The organism is Vreelandella songnenensis, assembly GCF_003002925.1.
GTDB classification, from domain to species: Bacteria; Pseudomonadota; Gammaproteobacteria; order Pseudomonadales; family Halomonadaceae; genus Vreelandella; species Vreelandella songnenensis.
Genome location: NZ_PVTK01000001.1, coordinates 181935 through 197283 on the forward strand (window position 1 = coordinate 181935; position 15349 = coordinate 197283).

At 59.3% G+C, this 15349-nt stretch carries 14 protein-coding genes; 6 read left to right on the plus strand and 8 right to left on the minus strand.

All coding sequences use genetic code 11. The features are described from left to right. Window positions 1-23 precede the first annotated feature (23 nt). Together B0H98_RS00875 and B0H98_RS00880 are read left to right on the plus strand one after the other, a co-directional pair. Complete coding sequence (locus B0H98_RS00875) at window positions 24-1196, plus strand: HlyD family secretion protein (RefSeq protein WP_106373186.1); 1173 nt, start codon at window positions 24-26, stop codon at window positions 1194-1196. Beyond that, a complete protein-coding gene (locus B0H98_RS00880; protein WP_106373187.1) occupies window positions 1193-2737 on the plus strand; it encodes a DHA2 family efflux MFS transporter permease subunit in 1545 nt (514 codons plus the stop codon). Before B0H98_RS00875 ends, B0H98_RS00880 begins: the two co-directional genes overlap by 4 nt. A gap of 3 nt (window positions 2738-2740) precedes the next feature. On the opposite strand, the gene epmA is transcribed toward B0H98_RS00880, so the two are convergent. Beyond that, window positions 2741-3721, minus strand: coding sequence for an EF-P lysine aminoacylase EpmA (gene epmA, locus B0H98_RS00885; protein ID WP_106373188.1), 981 nt, complete (start codon window positions 3719-3721; stop codon window positions 2741-2743). A 112-nt stretch (window positions 3722-3833) separates the two neighbouring features. Then, window positions 3834-4400, minus strand: coding sequence for an elongation factor P (gene efp / locus B0H98_RS00890; protein ID WP_106373189.1), 567 nt, complete (start codon window positions 4398-4400; stop codon window positions 3834-3836). A gap of 166 nt (window positions 4401-4566) precedes the next feature. Here efp and epmB point away from each other — a divergent pair, with 166 nt between their 5' ends. Further along, entirely contained in the window at window positions 4567-5586 is a 1020-nt protein-coding gene (epmB, locus tag B0H98_RS00895) for an EF-P beta-lysylation protein EpmB (RefSeq protein WP_106373190.1), read from the plus strand. Between the two features lie 6 nt (window positions 5587-5592). Here epmB and B0H98_RS00900 read toward each other — a convergent pair whose 3' ends face one another. The 6 genes from B0H98_RS00900 to dapA are packed head-to-tail and all read right to left on the minus strand — an operon-like array spanning window position 5593 to window position 11212. Continuing rightward, the gene (locus B0H98_RS00900; protein WP_106373191.1) at window positions 5593-6261 is read right to left on the minus strand and encodes an SDR family NAD(P)-dependent oxidoreductase; all 669 of its coding nucleotides are present in this window, start codon (window positions 6259-6261) and stop codon (window positions 5593-5595) included. 28 nt (window positions 6262-6289) lie between these two features. After that, window positions 6290-7060 (minus strand): DeoR/GlpR family DNA-binding transcription regulator, encoded by a 771-nt coding sequence (locus B0H98_RS00905; RefSeq protein ID WP_106373192.1) that lies wholly within the window; start codon window positions 7058-7060, stop codon window positions 6290-6292. 40 nt (window positions 7061-7100) lie between these two features. Further along, a complete protein-coding gene (locus B0H98_RS00910; protein ID WP_106373193.1) occupies window positions 7101-7991 on the minus strand; it encodes an NAD(P)-dependent oxidoreductase in 891 nt (296 codons plus the stop codon). Next, window positions 7988-9022: a 4-hydroxythreonine-4-phosphate dehydrogenase PdxA gene (pdxA, locus tag B0H98_RS00915; protein ID WP_106373194.1), complete on the minus strand. Its 1035-nt coding sequence runs from the start codon at window positions 9020-9022 to the stop codon at window positions 7988-7990. The genes B0H98_RS00910 and pdxA overlap by 4 nt, the downstream gene beginning before the upstream one ends. A 25-nt stretch (window positions 9023-9047) precedes the next feature. Beyond that, complete coding sequence (locus B0H98_RS00920; protein ID WP_167392630.1) at window positions 9048-10316, minus strand: four-carbon acid sugar kinase family protein; 1269 nt, start codon at window positions 10314-10316, stop codon at window positions 9048-9050. A 20-nt stretch (window positions 10317-10336) separates the two neighbouring features. Next, entirely contained in the window at window positions 10337-11212 is an 876-nt protein-coding gene (dapA, locus tag B0H98_RS00925) for a 4-hydroxy-tetrahydrodipicolinate synthase (protein ID WP_106373196.1), read from the minus strand. Window positions 11213-11533: 321 nt separating this feature from the next. On the opposite strand from dapA, the gene B0H98_RS00930 reads away from it, so the two are divergent. From B0H98_RS00930 to B0H98_RS00940, 3 genes are all read left to right on the plus strand, one after another. After that, window positions 11534-12475 carry a Bug family tripartite tricarboxylate transporter substrate binding protein gene (locus tag B0H98_RS00930; protein ID WP_167392631.1) on the plus strand — a complete coding sequence of 314 codons (942 nt, stop codon included), beginning with the start codon at window positions 11534-11536 and terminating at the stop codon, window positions 12473-12475. Between the two features lie 73 nt (window positions 12476-12548). Continuing rightward, on the plus strand, window positions 12549-13829 hold the full coding sequence (locus B0H98_RS00935) for a tripartite tricarboxylate transporter TctB family protein (protein WP_106373198.1): 1281 nt from the start codon (window positions 12549-12551) through the stop codon (window positions 13827-13829). Window positions 13830-13839: 10 nt separating this feature from the next. Next, window positions 13840-15345 carry a tripartite tricarboxylate transporter permease gene (locus B0H98_RS00940; protein ID WP_106373199.1) on the plus strand — a complete coding sequence of 502 codons (1506 nt, stop codon included), beginning with the start codon at window positions 13840-13842 and terminating at the stop codon, window positions 15343-15345. The last annotated feature ends 4 nt before the right edge of the window (window positions 15346-15349 follow it).

The following is a 15349-nucleotide window of genomic DNA, read 5'->3' on the forward strand; positions in this document are numbered from 1 at the left end:
GACGCGTGAGGAGAGAAATAGCCATGACAGCAGATGGCGGACAGAATCAACATGAGGCGTCGGAAACGCTGAATTCCGATACGCCCAAGAGTGCTCACCGGAGCCGAAAGCTACTGCTACTTTTGGTGGGGATCGTAGCACTCGCCGCACTTGCGTGGTGGGGCGTGGGCTGGTGGCAGGTCGGGCGCTTCCTGGAAGAGACGGACAATGCCTACGTGCGCACGGATAGCGTTGCCATACGCGCCGAGCTTGCGGCGCGGGTGGTCGAGGTCATGGTGGATGACAACCAGGTGGTCAAACGCGGCGAGCCGTTATTGCGCCTGGATGATGCCAGCTACCGCGATCAGGTTAACCAGGCGCAAGCCCAGCAGGCCGTTGCGGCGGCCTCCATTGCTCAGTCGCAGCGTCAGGTTGAATTACAGCAGGCGGCCATTGATCAGGCAGCCACCCAAGTGGACGCCGCCCAGGCAGAAGTCGATCAGGCGCGAGCGCACCTGGAGCGCTCCTCCTCGCTTGCCGCCAGCAATTACGGCTCGCGCCAGCAGCGCGAAGATGACCAGAGCGCACTGCGGGTGGCCGAAGCCAACCTGGCCAGCCGCCGTGCAGCGGTCATCTCGGCTCAGCGCCAGCTGGCCGTGGCGGAGAGCGACGTGGTCCGCGCCGAGGCCAACCAGGACGCCGCCCATGCCGATCTCGCCTATGCCCGTCACCAGCTCGATAAAACGCTGGTCAGCGCACCGCGCGACGGGGTGATCGGCAACCTGCGGGTCGAACCCGGCACGTTGGCCCAGCCTTCGCTGACGCTGCTGCAGCTGGTGCCGCTCGAGTCCGCCTTTGTTACCGCCAACTTCAAGGAGACCCAGCTCGAGCGCATTCGCATCGGCCAGCCGGTGGCCGTGCATCTGGACGCTTACCCGAACATCACCTTTGACGGCATCGTCGAGAGCCTTTCCCCGGCCACCGGCACCGAGTTCAGCCTGCTTCCCCAGGACAATGCCACCGGCAACTTCAACAAGATCGTGCAGCGCGTGCCGGTCAAGATCCGCGTGACGGGCCCTGTTGAGGCGCTGGGCCTTTTACGTGCCGGGCTTTCGGCAATCCCCGAAATCGATACCCGCGAGCTCGAACCCACCACCGAGACACCGTCCACCCGCAGGGCTGCTCCGGCCATGGCGCGTGAGCAGCCTGGCTCATGAGTGCCGCCCCCGCCGCTGCGGGCCCCAGCGAGATGCCACCCTGGCGCCAGCGGATTGGTTTTATCGCTGCGGTGTTTGGCATGTTCATGGCGATTCTGGATATCCAGATCGTGGCAAGCTCGCTCAACGAGATTCAGTCGGGACTTTCCGCCAGCGAAGATCAAATCTCCTGGGTACAGACCGCCTACCTGATCGCGGAGATCGTGATGATCCCGCTGTCCGGCATGCTGATGCGCATTCTCTCGACACGGGTGGCGTTCACTCTCTCCTGCGCCGGTTTTACCCTGGCAAGCCTTGGCTGTGCGCTGGCCACCTCCATCGAACAGCTCATCGTGCTGCGCGCCATTCAGGGGTTCATGGGTGGGGCGATGATTCCGATCACCCAGGCGGTCAGTTTCTCGATCTTCCCGCGCCGCGTGATGGGCAGCGTGCAGGCGGTGATCGGCATGGTGGTGACCATGGCACCCTCGATTGGCCCGACCGTAGGCGGCTACATCACCGAAACCCAGAGCTGGCACTGGCTGTTTCTGGCCAACGTGATCCCCGGCATCCTGGTGTGCTGGGCGGCCTGGACCTTTCTGGATATCGACAAGCCCAACCACGCCTTGGCGCGCCGCCTGGATCTGATCGGGCTGGCGCTGATCGCGGTATTTCTGGGAACGCTTGAGTTCGTGCTCGAAGAAGGCCCTGGCGATGACTGGTTTGCCAGCCGCCAGATCGTGCTGTTCAGCTTGGTCTGCCTGGGTGCCGGCATCTGGTTCTTTACGCGCACATTACGAAGTGACCATCCCATCGTCGATCTGCGCGCCTTTGCCAACCGCAACTTTGCCATTGGCGCGGGCATGGGGTTTATCATCGGCATCGCGCTTTACGGACTGGTGTATATCATGCCGCTGTTCTTTGGCTATGTGCGGGGTTACTCCAGCCTGCAGATCGGCCAGGTCATGTTCGTCACCGGGCTCACCATGTTCCTGTGCGCTCCCATCGTCGGCCAGCTGTCCAACCGACTGGACCTGCGTATTCTGCTCTTTTTCGGGCTACTGCTGGTCGGGGTGGGCACCATGATGAACGCCAACCTGACCGTGGAGTCCGGCTTCTGGCAGTTCTGCGTGCCGCAGATCGTACGCGGCGTAGGGCTGATCATGTGCATCATACCCGCCTCACGCATCGCGCTTGGCACCCTGCCACAAAGTGAAGTGGGTAACGCAAGCGGGCTATTCAACGTGATGCGCAATCTGGGGGGCGCCATGGGGCTGGCCCTGCTCGATACCGTGCGTGATATCCGCGAGGACTTCCACTGGAACCAGCTGATTCCGGCTATCGACACCGGCCGCGAGGTGGTCGTTTCCGAGATCGCCAAGTATGAAGCCATGCTCAGCGGCACGGTGCCCGACGCCTACCACGCCGCCGTAGGGCTTCTGGCCCAGCGAGTGGCGCAGCAGGCCCAGGTGCTCGCCTTCAACGATATATTCACCTGGCTTGGGCTGATCTACATCGTTACGGTGCCGCTGGTGTTTCTGCTCAAACGCCTCGACGCTTGATACTCAACAACCGGGTGTGGCAAACGCCAGTACGTCTTCAAGGCGCGGCTTGTTCAGCGCCCGCTGAATCAGGCGGTCGATGCCCAGCGCCACGCCTGATCCTTCGGGCATGCCGTGCTCGAGGGCGGCCAAAAGGCGCTCGTCGATATCCACTTCCGGCAGCCCCAGACGGCGGCGCTCGGCGTTATCTTCCTTGAAGCGGGCGCGCTGCTCGCTGGCATCGGTCAGCTCGTGGTAACCGTTGGCAAGCTCCACGCCATCAAGGTAAAGCTCGAAGCGCGATGCCACCCACTCGCCGTCGCTGTCCTGGTGCCGGCGCGCCAGCGCCGCCTGGCTTGCCGGGTAATCCATCACTACGCTCAGTTCACCCCGGCCCAGGGAGGGCTCGATCACCATGCTCATCAATAGATCCAGGCAGGTTTCGCGGCTCTCATTGGCAAGCGCACCCGCAAGCATCTGGCCGCGTTCCGCCGCCAGCCCGCGCAGCTTTTCAAGCGAAAAGGTAAATGGGTCGATCGACAGGTGAGCATGAAACAACTCGCGATAGCGATAGGTGACAACAGGCCTTGCAGCAGACGGCATCAGCGCCGCTACCAGCGCGGTCGTTTCCTCGATCAGGTCGGCCAGCGTAAAGCCCGGTCGGTACCATTCGAGCATGGTGAACTCGATGTTATGGCGCGAACCCACTTCGCCATCGCGAAAACTGCGGGCAAGCTGAAAAATGGGCCCGCTACCCGCAGCCAGAAGGCGCTTCATGTGAAATTCCGGCGAGGTTTGCAGCCACAGCCGTCGCTGGCCTTTATCGGTGCGAGCCTGCGTGGCAAGCGACACCAGATGCACATCGGTGCTGCCGCCCTGCCCCAGCACCGGGGTTTCCACTTCCAGAACATCGCGCACGGCAAAAAACGCCCGCACGCTGGCAAGCAGGCGGGCACGCTCACGCAGCGTTGCCATGTCTGCACTGGGTCGCCAATCAATGGCCATCACCGCTCCTTGGACAAAATAAAAGCCACGCAAATGCGTGGCAATAATGTAGTACACGATCACTGAGTGCGTAGTCGATACACGGGCGCTACGCACTCATTTAACGCGGCTGTCAGGCGCGGGAAACGTACTCGCCGGAGCGGGTATCGATTTTCAGCACTTCGCCCTGGTTGATGAACAGCGGCACACGTACCACGGCACCTGATGAAAGTGTAGCCGGCTTAGAGCCGCCCTGGGCGGTATCGCCCTTCAGGCCCGGGTCGGTCTCGACCACTTCAAGCTCGATGAAGTTGGGCGGCGTGACGGAGATCGCCTTGTCGTTCCACAGCGTAATGGTGTAAGGCACCTGCTCCTTGAGCCACTTTTCAGTGTCGCCGAGGGCTTTCTTCTCGACCGCGTACTGCTCGAAGGAGCCGTCGGTCTTCATGAAGTGCCACATGTCACCGTCGGTGTAGAGGTACTCCATCTCCAGATCCATGACGTCGGCGCCTTCCAGCGAGTCGCCAGACTTGAAGGTACGCTCGCCCACGCGACCGGTCATCAGGTTGCGCAGTTTCACGCGGTTGAACGCCTGGCCCTTGCCCGGCTTGACCAGCTCGTTCTCGACGATCGAGCAAGGATCGCCGTCGAGCATTACTTTCAGACCGCCCTTGAATTCATTGGTAGAATAGTTAGCCATGTTGCCTCTCAATGATCTATTTCAGTTATCGATTACTGGAGCCGATGCGTAAAGGCATACTGCGCCTTGCGGGCGCGGTACTGCTCATATCGCGCCGTTTACACTGCATCGTTCAATAAGTGCGCGCATGATAACCCGAAGGAGGGCTTTTTTGCAGGAGAACATTATGATCGTTGCCTCGGATAATCACGAGCGAGCAAGCCAAGCGCAGCCCTCGTCGTGGCAACACCAGCTTTCTCACGCCATCCGCGACCCCAAGCTACTTTGCCAGCGCCTGGGGCTTGATGACGCATGGCTTCCGGGCGCGCAAACCGGGCATGCACTGTTCGAGGTGCGCGTGCCGGAAGCCTACTTCAAGCGAATTGCCCACAACGCGCCGGACGATCCGCTCCTGCGCCAGGTACTGCCGCTGGGCGACGAGGCGCTTGCGCGCCCGGGCTATGTGACCGACCCGCTTGAGGAGGCCGACCACCGCCCTGCCCGCGGGCTGATTCACAAGTACGCAGGCCGGGTACTGCTGATCGCAAGCCCCACCTGCGCGGTGAACTGCCGCTACTGCTTTCGCCGCCACTTCCCCTACAGCGAGAACGCCCCCTCCCGCGCCCAGTGGCAGGAGGCGCTTGACTACTTGCGCTTTGAACCCAGCATCACCGAGGCGATTCTTTCCGGCGGCGACCCGCTGGCGGCAAGCGACCGTCAACTGGCCTGGCTGGTCAACGAGCTTGAAGCCATCCCGCACCTGAAGCGCCTGCGCATCCACACCCGTTTGCCTGTGGTGATTCCGGACCGGGTGGATAGCGCCTTGCTTGGGTGGCTTAGTAACACGCGGCTGCAGAAAGTGCTGGTACTGCACATCAATCATGCCAACGAAATCGACCCGGCGGTGATTGATGCCTGCGCCCGGCTGAAAGCGGCGGGGGTGACGCTCTTGAACCAGAGCGTGCTGCTGCGCGGGGTCAACGACGAGGTGAGCGCGCTCGCTACTCTCTCCGAACGGCTGTTCGAGGCTGGCGTGCTGCCCTACTACCTGCACGTGCTCGACCCGGTGCAGGGCGCGGCGCATTTCGACGTGCCGGATGACGAAGCGCGCGCCTTGGTTACCCGCCTTCGTGATCATCTGCCGGGATTCTTGATGCCGCGACTGGTGCGGGAAATTCCCGGCGAGGCGAGCAAGACGCCGCTTTGAGGATTGTTAAAGCGAGGCGCCAGCGCAGACTGTCAGTGTCTGTCCGGTAATGGAACGCGCCTGCTCATCCAACAGAAACGAAACGCTGGCCGCAATTTCTTCTGGCTCTATAAAGCGCCCCATTGGAGGTAGCTTGGGCGCTACCCCTTGTCGATTTGGGTCTTCGAGCATGGGAGTCCGCGTAGCGCCGGGGGCGATCAGATTGACCGTGGTCTGCCCAGCCATGAGTTCCAGCGCCCATGAACGCACCAAGCCCTGCTGGGCCGCCTTGGATGCGGCGTAGGCACTTTTGCCCAATGCGCCTTGCTGAGTTCGACTACCGATCAAAATAATTCGCTTCAAGGGCGCCTGTTCGGCCAGCAGCTTTTTGACCAGCAGCGCTGGTGCATCAACGTGCAGCCGCCACATTTGCTGGGCAAGTTCATGTTCATACGCCTGGATATCCCCCGTGTGCATGATGCCCGCTGCATGAACGAAGGCATCGAAACTGCCTGAATCAAGCTCAAGCGGCGTAGAGGCCAGCGCACTCAAATCGGCCTTTACCCAATTAAAATTCCCACTTTCAATCGGCGGAGAGCGGCGCGAAAGTCCGGTCACCTCATGCCCCTGATCGAGCAGGTGGCGGCATATCGACAAGCCGATGCCTGAACTGCATCCTGTCACTAATACATGCATGAATATACTTCCTGCGATTATCTGTAGGCTAGGTTCTGATCACCTCGAGAGTGACGGCGCGCCGGCGCTTGAACGCCTCCAGCCGGTCGTCGCTGGCCTGGTCGTCGGTAATCAAGGTCCAGTGGCTTAGCATGGGTGTCCAGTGCTGCTGGCGTGCGTTGCCCAGCTTGCTTGAATCGGCCAGCACGACTACGTGCAGCGCGCGACGGATCATCATCTCCTTCAGATAAGCCTGTTCCGCGCTCGCCTCGCAAAGCCCCAGGTCTGCCACCACGCCGTCGGCGCTCATGAACAACTTGTTCACCGACAGGCGCTCGAGCGCCGCCTGCGCCATCACGCCATAGGTGGTCATGCTGGCCGCACGCAGGTCACCGCCAAGAAAGGTCACCTTACAGTCTTCGATGGCAGCCAAAGCCGGCATGGCCGCCAGATTGTTGGTAAATACATGCAGACCACGGCGCTGACCCAATAGCTTTGCAAGGGCCGTCGTGGTCGAGCCGCCGTCAAGCAGCAGCGTGTCACCATCCTCGATATGCTTTAAGGCGGCACTCGCCAGATGGGCCTTGATATCACCCCGCTCGTGCTGGCGCTGAAGCAGTGAAAGCTCCGGCTCGCGCTTGCCCACCACCGCCGCTGCCCCACCGTAGGTGCGCACGATATGACCGTCATCAGCCAAAGCGGTAAGATCGCGCCGCACCGTCGCCTCGGAAATATCGAAGCGCTCACACAGCGTTTCGACATCCGTTATTCCGCTGTGCACGGCTTCCAGCATTGCTTTGCGGCGATTGACCACCTTCATAGCGACTCCTGTAAAACCTGACCAAGAACGAATCCTGCCGTTACTGTGAGAAGGAGACCCCGTGACGTTTGGCTACGATATCGGAAAGCTCCGGCACGAAGCTTTCCCCCGCGCCCTCTGCCAAGGCGCTTGCGTAAAGTGCCTCGATGGCGTGGGCCACGCCCGCCTTCACGTTCAGATCGTCCGCCAGATTGGCCACGTAGCGAATATCCTTGCCGGCGTTGGCCAGCGAAAAGCGGTGAGCATTACGGTCACGCTCCAGCACGTACTGGAAGAACGTCTGATAGAAACCGCTATCCATACGGCTGCCGCGGATCACGCTATCGAACACTTCCGGCGTCACGCCAGCTTTCGCGCCAATGGTCAAGGCTTCCGAATAGATAGCGCCGTACCCCATGGCCAGAAACTGATTGAGCAGCTTCATGGTGTGGCCAGCGCCTGCAGGGCCCACGTGTAGAATCTTGCTCGCCCAGCACTCAAGGACCGGGCGCACGGCTTCCAGTGTTGCCTCATCGGCACCGACGATCGCCTGAAGTTCACCAGTTTCGGCTTGAGTAGGCGTTCCTCCGAGTGCGGCATCGATGAACGTCACCCCCTTGGCGGCCAGGGTTTCATTCAGCCTTTGAGTCAGGGTGGGCGCCGAAGTCGAGCAATCCACGATGATCAGCCCCTCGTGAGCGCCCAGAGCCAGACCCTGCTCGCCCTCAACCGTCGCTTCGACCTGGGGGGCGCCGGGCACGCAGATGAAGACGATATCCGAGCGTTCGGCCACGGCCTTGGGAGAGTCCGCCGCCTGGGCGCCCTGCTCCAGAAGTGGCGCCATATTCTCACGATTGGGATCGAAGAGCGTCATGGCGTAGCCGCCCTGCATGATATTACGGGCGATGTTGGCCCCCATCAGCCCCAGACCGATAAAACCGATACGTTTCATGAAATATTCTCCTTGTTAGACGACTTAACCGATCTTTCACGGCGGTTGGCAAGATCGATCGCCTGGGTCAACGCTTCGAGCAGACTTCGTTCATCAGCGATGCCCTTGCCAGCGATATCGAAGGCGGTGCCGTGATCCACCGAAGTGCGAATCACCGGTAGCCCCACGGTGACGTTGACACCCGCCTCGAGCCCCATCACTTTTACAGGGCCGTGGCCCTGGTCGTGATACATCGCCACGACCACATCGAAATCCCCGCGGCCCGCGCGGAAAAACAGCGTATCAGCCGGCAGTGGCCCCTGAATGTCCCAGCCGCGCGCGGTGAGCGCCTCGATGGCCGGGACGATCTTCTCTTCCTCTTCACCGTAGCCAAACAGGCCGTTCTCGCCGGCGTGGGGGTTGATGCCACAAACGCCAATACGCGGATTATCGATACCGGCGCGTACCAGCGTTTCATGGGCACGCTCGATGGTGCGCGTGACAAGCCCCGGCTCGATCTTGCCAATCGCATCAATAAGCCCCATATGGGTGGTCACGTGAATGACGCGCAGGTTCGGCGTAACCAGCATCATGGAGACTTCATCGATTCCGGTCAGGTGCGCCAGCATTTCGGTGTGACCGGGAAAGATATGCCCGCCGGCGTGCAGCGCTTCCTTGTTGAGCGGCGCGGTGCAGATGGCGTCCAGCATGCTAGCGTTGGTCAGCTCGACGGTGCGCGCGATGAACTGGTAAGCGGCATCACCCGCCACCGGGGATACCTTGCCGTAGGGCAGATCCTCCGGGATCAGTCCCAGATCGATGCAATCCAGCGTGCCGGGGCGAAACGTGGCTTCTTCCACATTCTCGATCACGTTCAGTACAAGCTGGCTGCCGACGATGCCGCCAGCCTTTTTCAAGCGCTTAGCATCACCGATCACCAGCGGCCGACAGTTCTGGTAGACGCTAGCGTGAGCAAGCGCCTTCATGATGACCTCGGGGCCAATGCCTGCGGCATCCCCCATGGTGATACCTACAACTGGAAGATAACTCATCGTTGTTGTACTCCGACGTAAGTAACTAAGTGCGTCGATGAGCCTGGCAAGACTCGCCGACGAGTGAATCGTCAAGACGCTGATGTGCTAGATAGCGCCACGCCTGATAGAGAGAGGAATCCTTGCCAAAACCGCCAGCCTTGGTCACGACGGGCAACCCATGGTCGTCAAGCGATAGCACCACGCCCGGCTCGAGCTCATCAGTCAGGCTCAGCCGTTCGATCCCGCCGGCGCTCAGCAGCGCTTTCGCCGTTTCACCGCCGGTGGCAATCAGACCGCCCAAGCCCCCTAGCTGCGGCCCCAGGTAGTACGCCAACCGACGCGATAGCGCATAGCCGTTTATGGAAGCATCCGGGGTTTGCTGGTCAAGTGTGACCAGCACGTCTTCGCCCCGTTCGAGCGCTGCTTGAGCGTTGAGCAGTGTGTCGGGCGCCGTCGAGGCGTTCAATAATGCGTGGATATCTACCCGGAAGACGCCAAGCGCCTCGCCAGCTTGCTGGGTGAGATAGTCGATCTGGCGATGCGAAATCGGTGACATGCTTCCCACGACCACAAGCACGGGGCCATTGACTTCAGTGCGTACGGGAACCGCTGATGAGGAATCGCTCCCTGCATAGTGGCTCAAGGCTTGTGATAACCCCGCCGAGCCCACCCAGAAAGCCCCTTCGATAGACTGGGTTGCGCTGGCGATGCGCTTCAGGTCTTCGTCGGTTTCGGCGTCACATACCACTGCGCGCAATGTATTTTCACGCTGCTCGGCAAACCAGCGAGTCAGCGTCTCAATCGAGCTTTTGCGAAGTGTCGCGAGCGGCAAGTGAGCCGACTTGACGCCCTGGTGAGCGAGCATGACAACGATATCGGCCCGGCCGGCGAGCTGCTCGTTGCGCCATACCTCGCTCTCCTCGACCGGGGTCTGATCAATGTACTGCCTGGCCTGGCGGGTCACGCGCTTCATGGCGGGCATGGCGGGGGCAACGATCGCCATGCCGGCCTCAGGTATGAGCGCTGCAACCTCCTCGGCCCAGTTACCGCGCAGGGTAGAGTCGATCTTCTTGTAAAGCTTGAGATCTGAAGACCCGTTCAAGCGCCAGGTTTCAAGGCATAGGTTGGCCGCCTCAACAGGCGGCAAGTGGCGAGAGTCGGTATCGAAGACCGCTATATGACTATCGGCCCTGCTCTGCGCAGTAAGTTCGACCGTCGTCGACAAACCTTTCGCGGCGTAGCTCACCGCGCAGTCCGCTGCGCCCGACAGGTCGTCGGCCAGAATGACAAGCTGCGTCTTGCAAGGTGGCACTGATCGATCCTGTCCCGTCATTAGCGATAAACCTTGAGCAGTTCATCAAGACGCTGGCGCTCCTGATCGCTCAGTGGCAGCGCCGGGGCACGCGTGGGGCCAGCGGGCATGCCCAAAAGCTCGGCGGCGGCCTTGAGCACCACCGGCATGGTAGCCATACCGAAGGCGTTGCGCAGAACGCGCAGCTTCTCTTGAGCTTCACGGGCGGTTTGCATGTCGCCAGCCTGGTAGGCGTTATAGATCGTCATGACCACGTCCGGCACGGCGTTGGTGGTTGCCGCCACAGCCCCATCGGCTCCAGCGAGAAGCCCCCACAAAATGAGCGAATCCGTACCGGTAAAGACGGCGAAATCGTCACGTTTCAGGCCAATCAACTGCGTCAGACGATCAAAGTCGCCGCCGCTATCCTTGATACCTTGCACCATCGGCAGGTACGAAAGCTCCGCCACGGTGTCGATAGTGATCGTGCCGCCGGTCTTGGCGGGGATGTTGTAGAGCATGAACGGCAGCTCGGCTTGTTTCTCGATCGCCGTGTAGTGAGCAATCAGCTCGCGCTGGGAAACCGCATTGAAGTAAGGCGTGATGATCGAGCAGGCATCGACACCTACCGTCGCCATACGTGCATTTAGCTCAATCACGCTCTGCGTGGTGAAGCCGCCGGTCCCGGCAATGACCGGCACACGTCCTGCCGCCTGCTCGACGACCACTTGCGCGACATTGATTTTTTCGTCATCCGTTAAAGCGAAGAACTCTCCGTTAGTGCCCAGCGCAAAGAGCCCATGCACCCCCTTTTCGATCAAGGTATCCACCAAAGTGCGCAAGGCAGACTCATCAACCTTTTGTTCTTGGGTCATGGGGGTAATGAGAGCGGGAATGATGCCCTTGAATAGCGTCATGAGGCTGGCGTCCTTAACGAGGATGAACATTCTTTTCGATTGAATCGATCACAAAAATGATTGATTCAAAAAAATATCGCAAGTTAACGAAGCATAATCGATGACTTATTCCATGAAAAATAAGACCAATTATTTGATTTAAATATATTTTACCGAACAAAAACTTTGGTATATGAGACAAAAGTGCAAATGCACAACATGATCGATGCGATCATTTTATTGTCATTAGAGGTCGGTAGCGATCGATATAGGCAGTTACCACCTCTTGAGAATCGTCTTCATTCATTAATGCATTGCACAATAAAAAAACCGGAGATCAACATGACGGTACGCAAGTCACTCGGAGCACTTCTCGCCTCCTCGCTACTTATTCCCATGACCGCCTTGGCCGACTATCCCGAACGCCCGATCGAGCTGATCATCCCCTTTGGTCAAGGCGGAGGAAACGATCTGGTTGGGCGCGCGTTCGCTCAGTCGCTTGCTGAATACAGCGGCGTGGACGTGCTGCCTGTCAATCGTACCGGAGGCAGCGGTGCGGTCGGCTTTCATGCCGCTTCATCGGCACGTCCAAACGGTTATACCATTGCGATGATCAATAGCTCTCTGGTTGGCAATCCCCACATCATCAATGGCTTCCCGGCAAGCGTTGAAGATTTTACGCCCATCTGTCTACTTTCCGCCGAACCCGTGGGGATCGCCGTCAGCGCCGACAGCGATATCGAAACGCTTGAAGACTGGGTGACCATCGCCCAGGAAGATCCTGACCGGTTGGCACTGGGTTACACCTCCATCGGTGAGCTGATCGCCCTTTCGGCGGGTAATGTTACTGACACCGATCCGACGCTTATCCCCTACTCAGGTTCAGGCGACTCCATTACCGCCGTCATTGGCGGACATGTGGATGGTGCTGTCGTGTCCGATGCCGAAGCCTACTCACAGGTACAAGCAGGCCAGCTACGCATGCTGGCGTTCTTCAGCGACGAGCGCTCGCAGAGCCTGCCGGAGGTACCCACCTCCGCCGAAGAGGGATACCCGCTGGATATCGGGCTGTTCCGCGCCATCGGTGCGCCCGCCAATATTCCCGAGGAGGTAGAAAACTATCTGATCGATGCGTGTACCCAGATTGCCCAGAAGGATGAGTTCAACGAACGCATGAACCGCATTGGCTTCAATGTTCAGTTACGTACCGGGGATGATTTCAGCGAGTGGCTGACACGGCAAAGCGAAGCCTTTGTTGCCGCTGCCGATCTACTCGAGCAGTAAACCACGCCAAATGGGCTGGAGTATTCGGACGGCAATCTGAGTGCTCCAGCGTTTCTATAAGGACCGTACCGCGATGAAGTATCAGATCCTTAAATATCGGCTGAAAACCATAGAGTTCTGGACGCTGCTGCTGCTTTTGGTGGTAGGTAGCTATTTTCTTGTTCAGGCGCTGGGCATGCCGTTTGAGATGCGCCGCACCATTGGACCGGGTTTCATTCCGACTATCGTACTGGTAGCCCTGATCAGTTTTACCTTTATTGCCCTCGTACAATACCTGGTGAACCGCAATCACAAGATATTCGTCAATTTCCCCGACGGCTCTGAAGACGACACCACCTTCAAGATCCTCTTTCAAGCGCTTAACCAATCCCCCGGTACGCGGCTCGAACTCTGCAACCATTCCGGCCTTGGTCGTTTCTCTGCGTTGAGCGTCATCCAAAGAAGTCACCCGGACACATCACTCCTGGCCGTCTCGTCGAGAGCCACTCAGGAAAACGCCGAGCTTGCTGCCAGGCAGCATCTGACCGGCTTCACACCCTTCTCGCTGCTCTACTTTGACGCCTACGTTCTGGTCAAATCTGCATCCCAAGGGGCTGACGATGCAGCACTGGGCTCAAACAGCCGCATTGGCTACGACAGCTTGATCGAAGATACGGTCTTTTTAGAAAAGCTCAAGAAGCGCCAAGATGGCCAGACGTCCTCCGACGGCCAGTGGCAGCCGATGGATATAAAAGACCTGCGTAGCGATCTGGAGGCTGGAAAACTTGATGCCGTGGTTGCGGCCCGCTCAGATTTCGAGCAGGCGATTCAAGCCGGGAAAGCGATCGTGATGGAAACCTTTGACGGTCAATCTACCCCTTCAAAGGAGACGATGCTGATCTACGGCGAATGGGCTGCCCTTTTCGCCCCGGCAGCGCAAGCCAGAGACACTCAAACGGCAAACGTGGCCCGCTTGCAAACGGCCACGCAGTCGGAAGCCTTCACCGCTCAGCTTCAGAATGTGCAGCTACCTTGGCAGCCGAGCGAGACGACTAAAGATATCGGCAAGCTCACGATGCTCGCGCACCAGGGCACACAGGGCGTCACGGTCAAGGCGAAGCCCGCCCGTAACCGCGCTCATGCCATTCCCGTGACGCTAGGCGCGATTGCGCTATTCCCGTTTTTGATGAACGCCATTGGCTTTATTGCCACGTCCATTCTGGTGACGTCACTTATCATGGCGCTCCTGCGAGCCGAGTTCAGTCTTACAAGCCTTGTCAAAATTGGCGTGATCAATGTCGTCATCGCGGTAAGTACCTATCTGGTGTTTTACCACGTCTTCAGCATCCCCCTGCCCTTAGGGTCGGTCTGGTAAGGAGTTCGGTATGTTCGAATTATTATTACAAGGGTTTGCCTCGCTCCTGGACCCACTGCTGTTACTGCTGCTGGTAGGCGCCGTGGCCATTGGTATCGTAGTGGGCGCCATGCCAGGCATTTCACCCTCGCTAGGGGTAGCCATTGCCAGCCCGCTCACCTTCGTATTTGATCCCTTTACCGGTATCAGCTGCCTGCTGGGTATCTACATTGGCGCCGTTTTCGGCGGCTCGATTCCTGCAACGGTCATCGGCATTCCCGGTTCGGCCATGGCCGTCACCACGGTGTTTGATGGCTACCCTATGGGCCGTAAGGGCAAGGCCGGGCTTGCGCTTGGATTGAGCACCATATCCTCGTTCGTGGGCGGTGTGCTCGCCTCGCTGATCTTGATCGTTCTCGCCTACCCCATTTCGCAGTTTGCACTATCGCTGGGGCCTCGGGAGTACTGTGCCATTGCCGTACTCGCATTGATGGCCGTGGCATCGCTGACCGGCGGCTCGTTCCTGAAAGGTGCTATCGCCTGTTTGATCGGCCTTTTCCTGGCTACCGTAGGACTTGACGAGATCAACGGCCAGCCACGCTTTACCATGGATACCCCCTATCTGATGGGCGGCATTCCCTTCATCGCAGTGATCATCGGACTCTTTGCCATCCCCGAGATCATGCAACGTTTCGAACGCATCTCTCATCGCAGCCAACCCATCGTTCAGGTCTCGGAAGTCATGCCTTCATGGAGCCTGTTGCGGCGCCTGCTGCCCGCCCAGCTACGCTCGACCGGCATCGGTACCATCGTGGGTGCCATACCTGGCGCGGGTGCTGATGTCGCCTCGCTCATCTCCTATAGCCAAGGGCGCAATATCTCCAAGAACCGGGATAAATTCGGCTCCGGCGAGCCCGAGGGCATTGCGTGCTCTGAAACGGCCAACAGCGCCTCCGGCGTTGGCGCCTTGATCCCTTTGTTGACCCTTGGCCTGCCGGGCGGCGCGGTCACGGCGGTCATTATTGGCAGCTTCATGATTCACGGCCTCCAGCCTGGCCCGCTTTTGATGCGTGACCACGCGCCGCTGGTGTATCAGTTCTTCGCCACCACGGTCATTGTCAACTTTATCGTCCTGTTGATCGGGCTTCCCGGCGCCAAGCTCTTCTCTCGAGCGCTTCAGGTCAAGGAGAGCATTCTGCTGCCGATCATCCTGCTGATATGCATCATCGGCGCCTATGCATTGCGCAATAACGCCTGGGATATTCTGGTCATGCTGGGCATTGGTGTATTCGGCTACTACATGGCGAAAGCCGGTATCCCACGTGCACCTATTGTCATCGGCATGACGCTTGGGCCCATTATTGAAAGCGAGATTGCTCGCGGGCTTTTGATCACACGCGGTAACTACCTGGATTTCATTACGCCGATCAGCGCCGTGATCTGGGCAGTCGCACTATTGCCGCTTTACTGGCCTCTGCTGCGCTTTGCATTTCGCCGCCTCAAAGCCCGCCCGACCTATCACAACAAGCCTATCTGATACC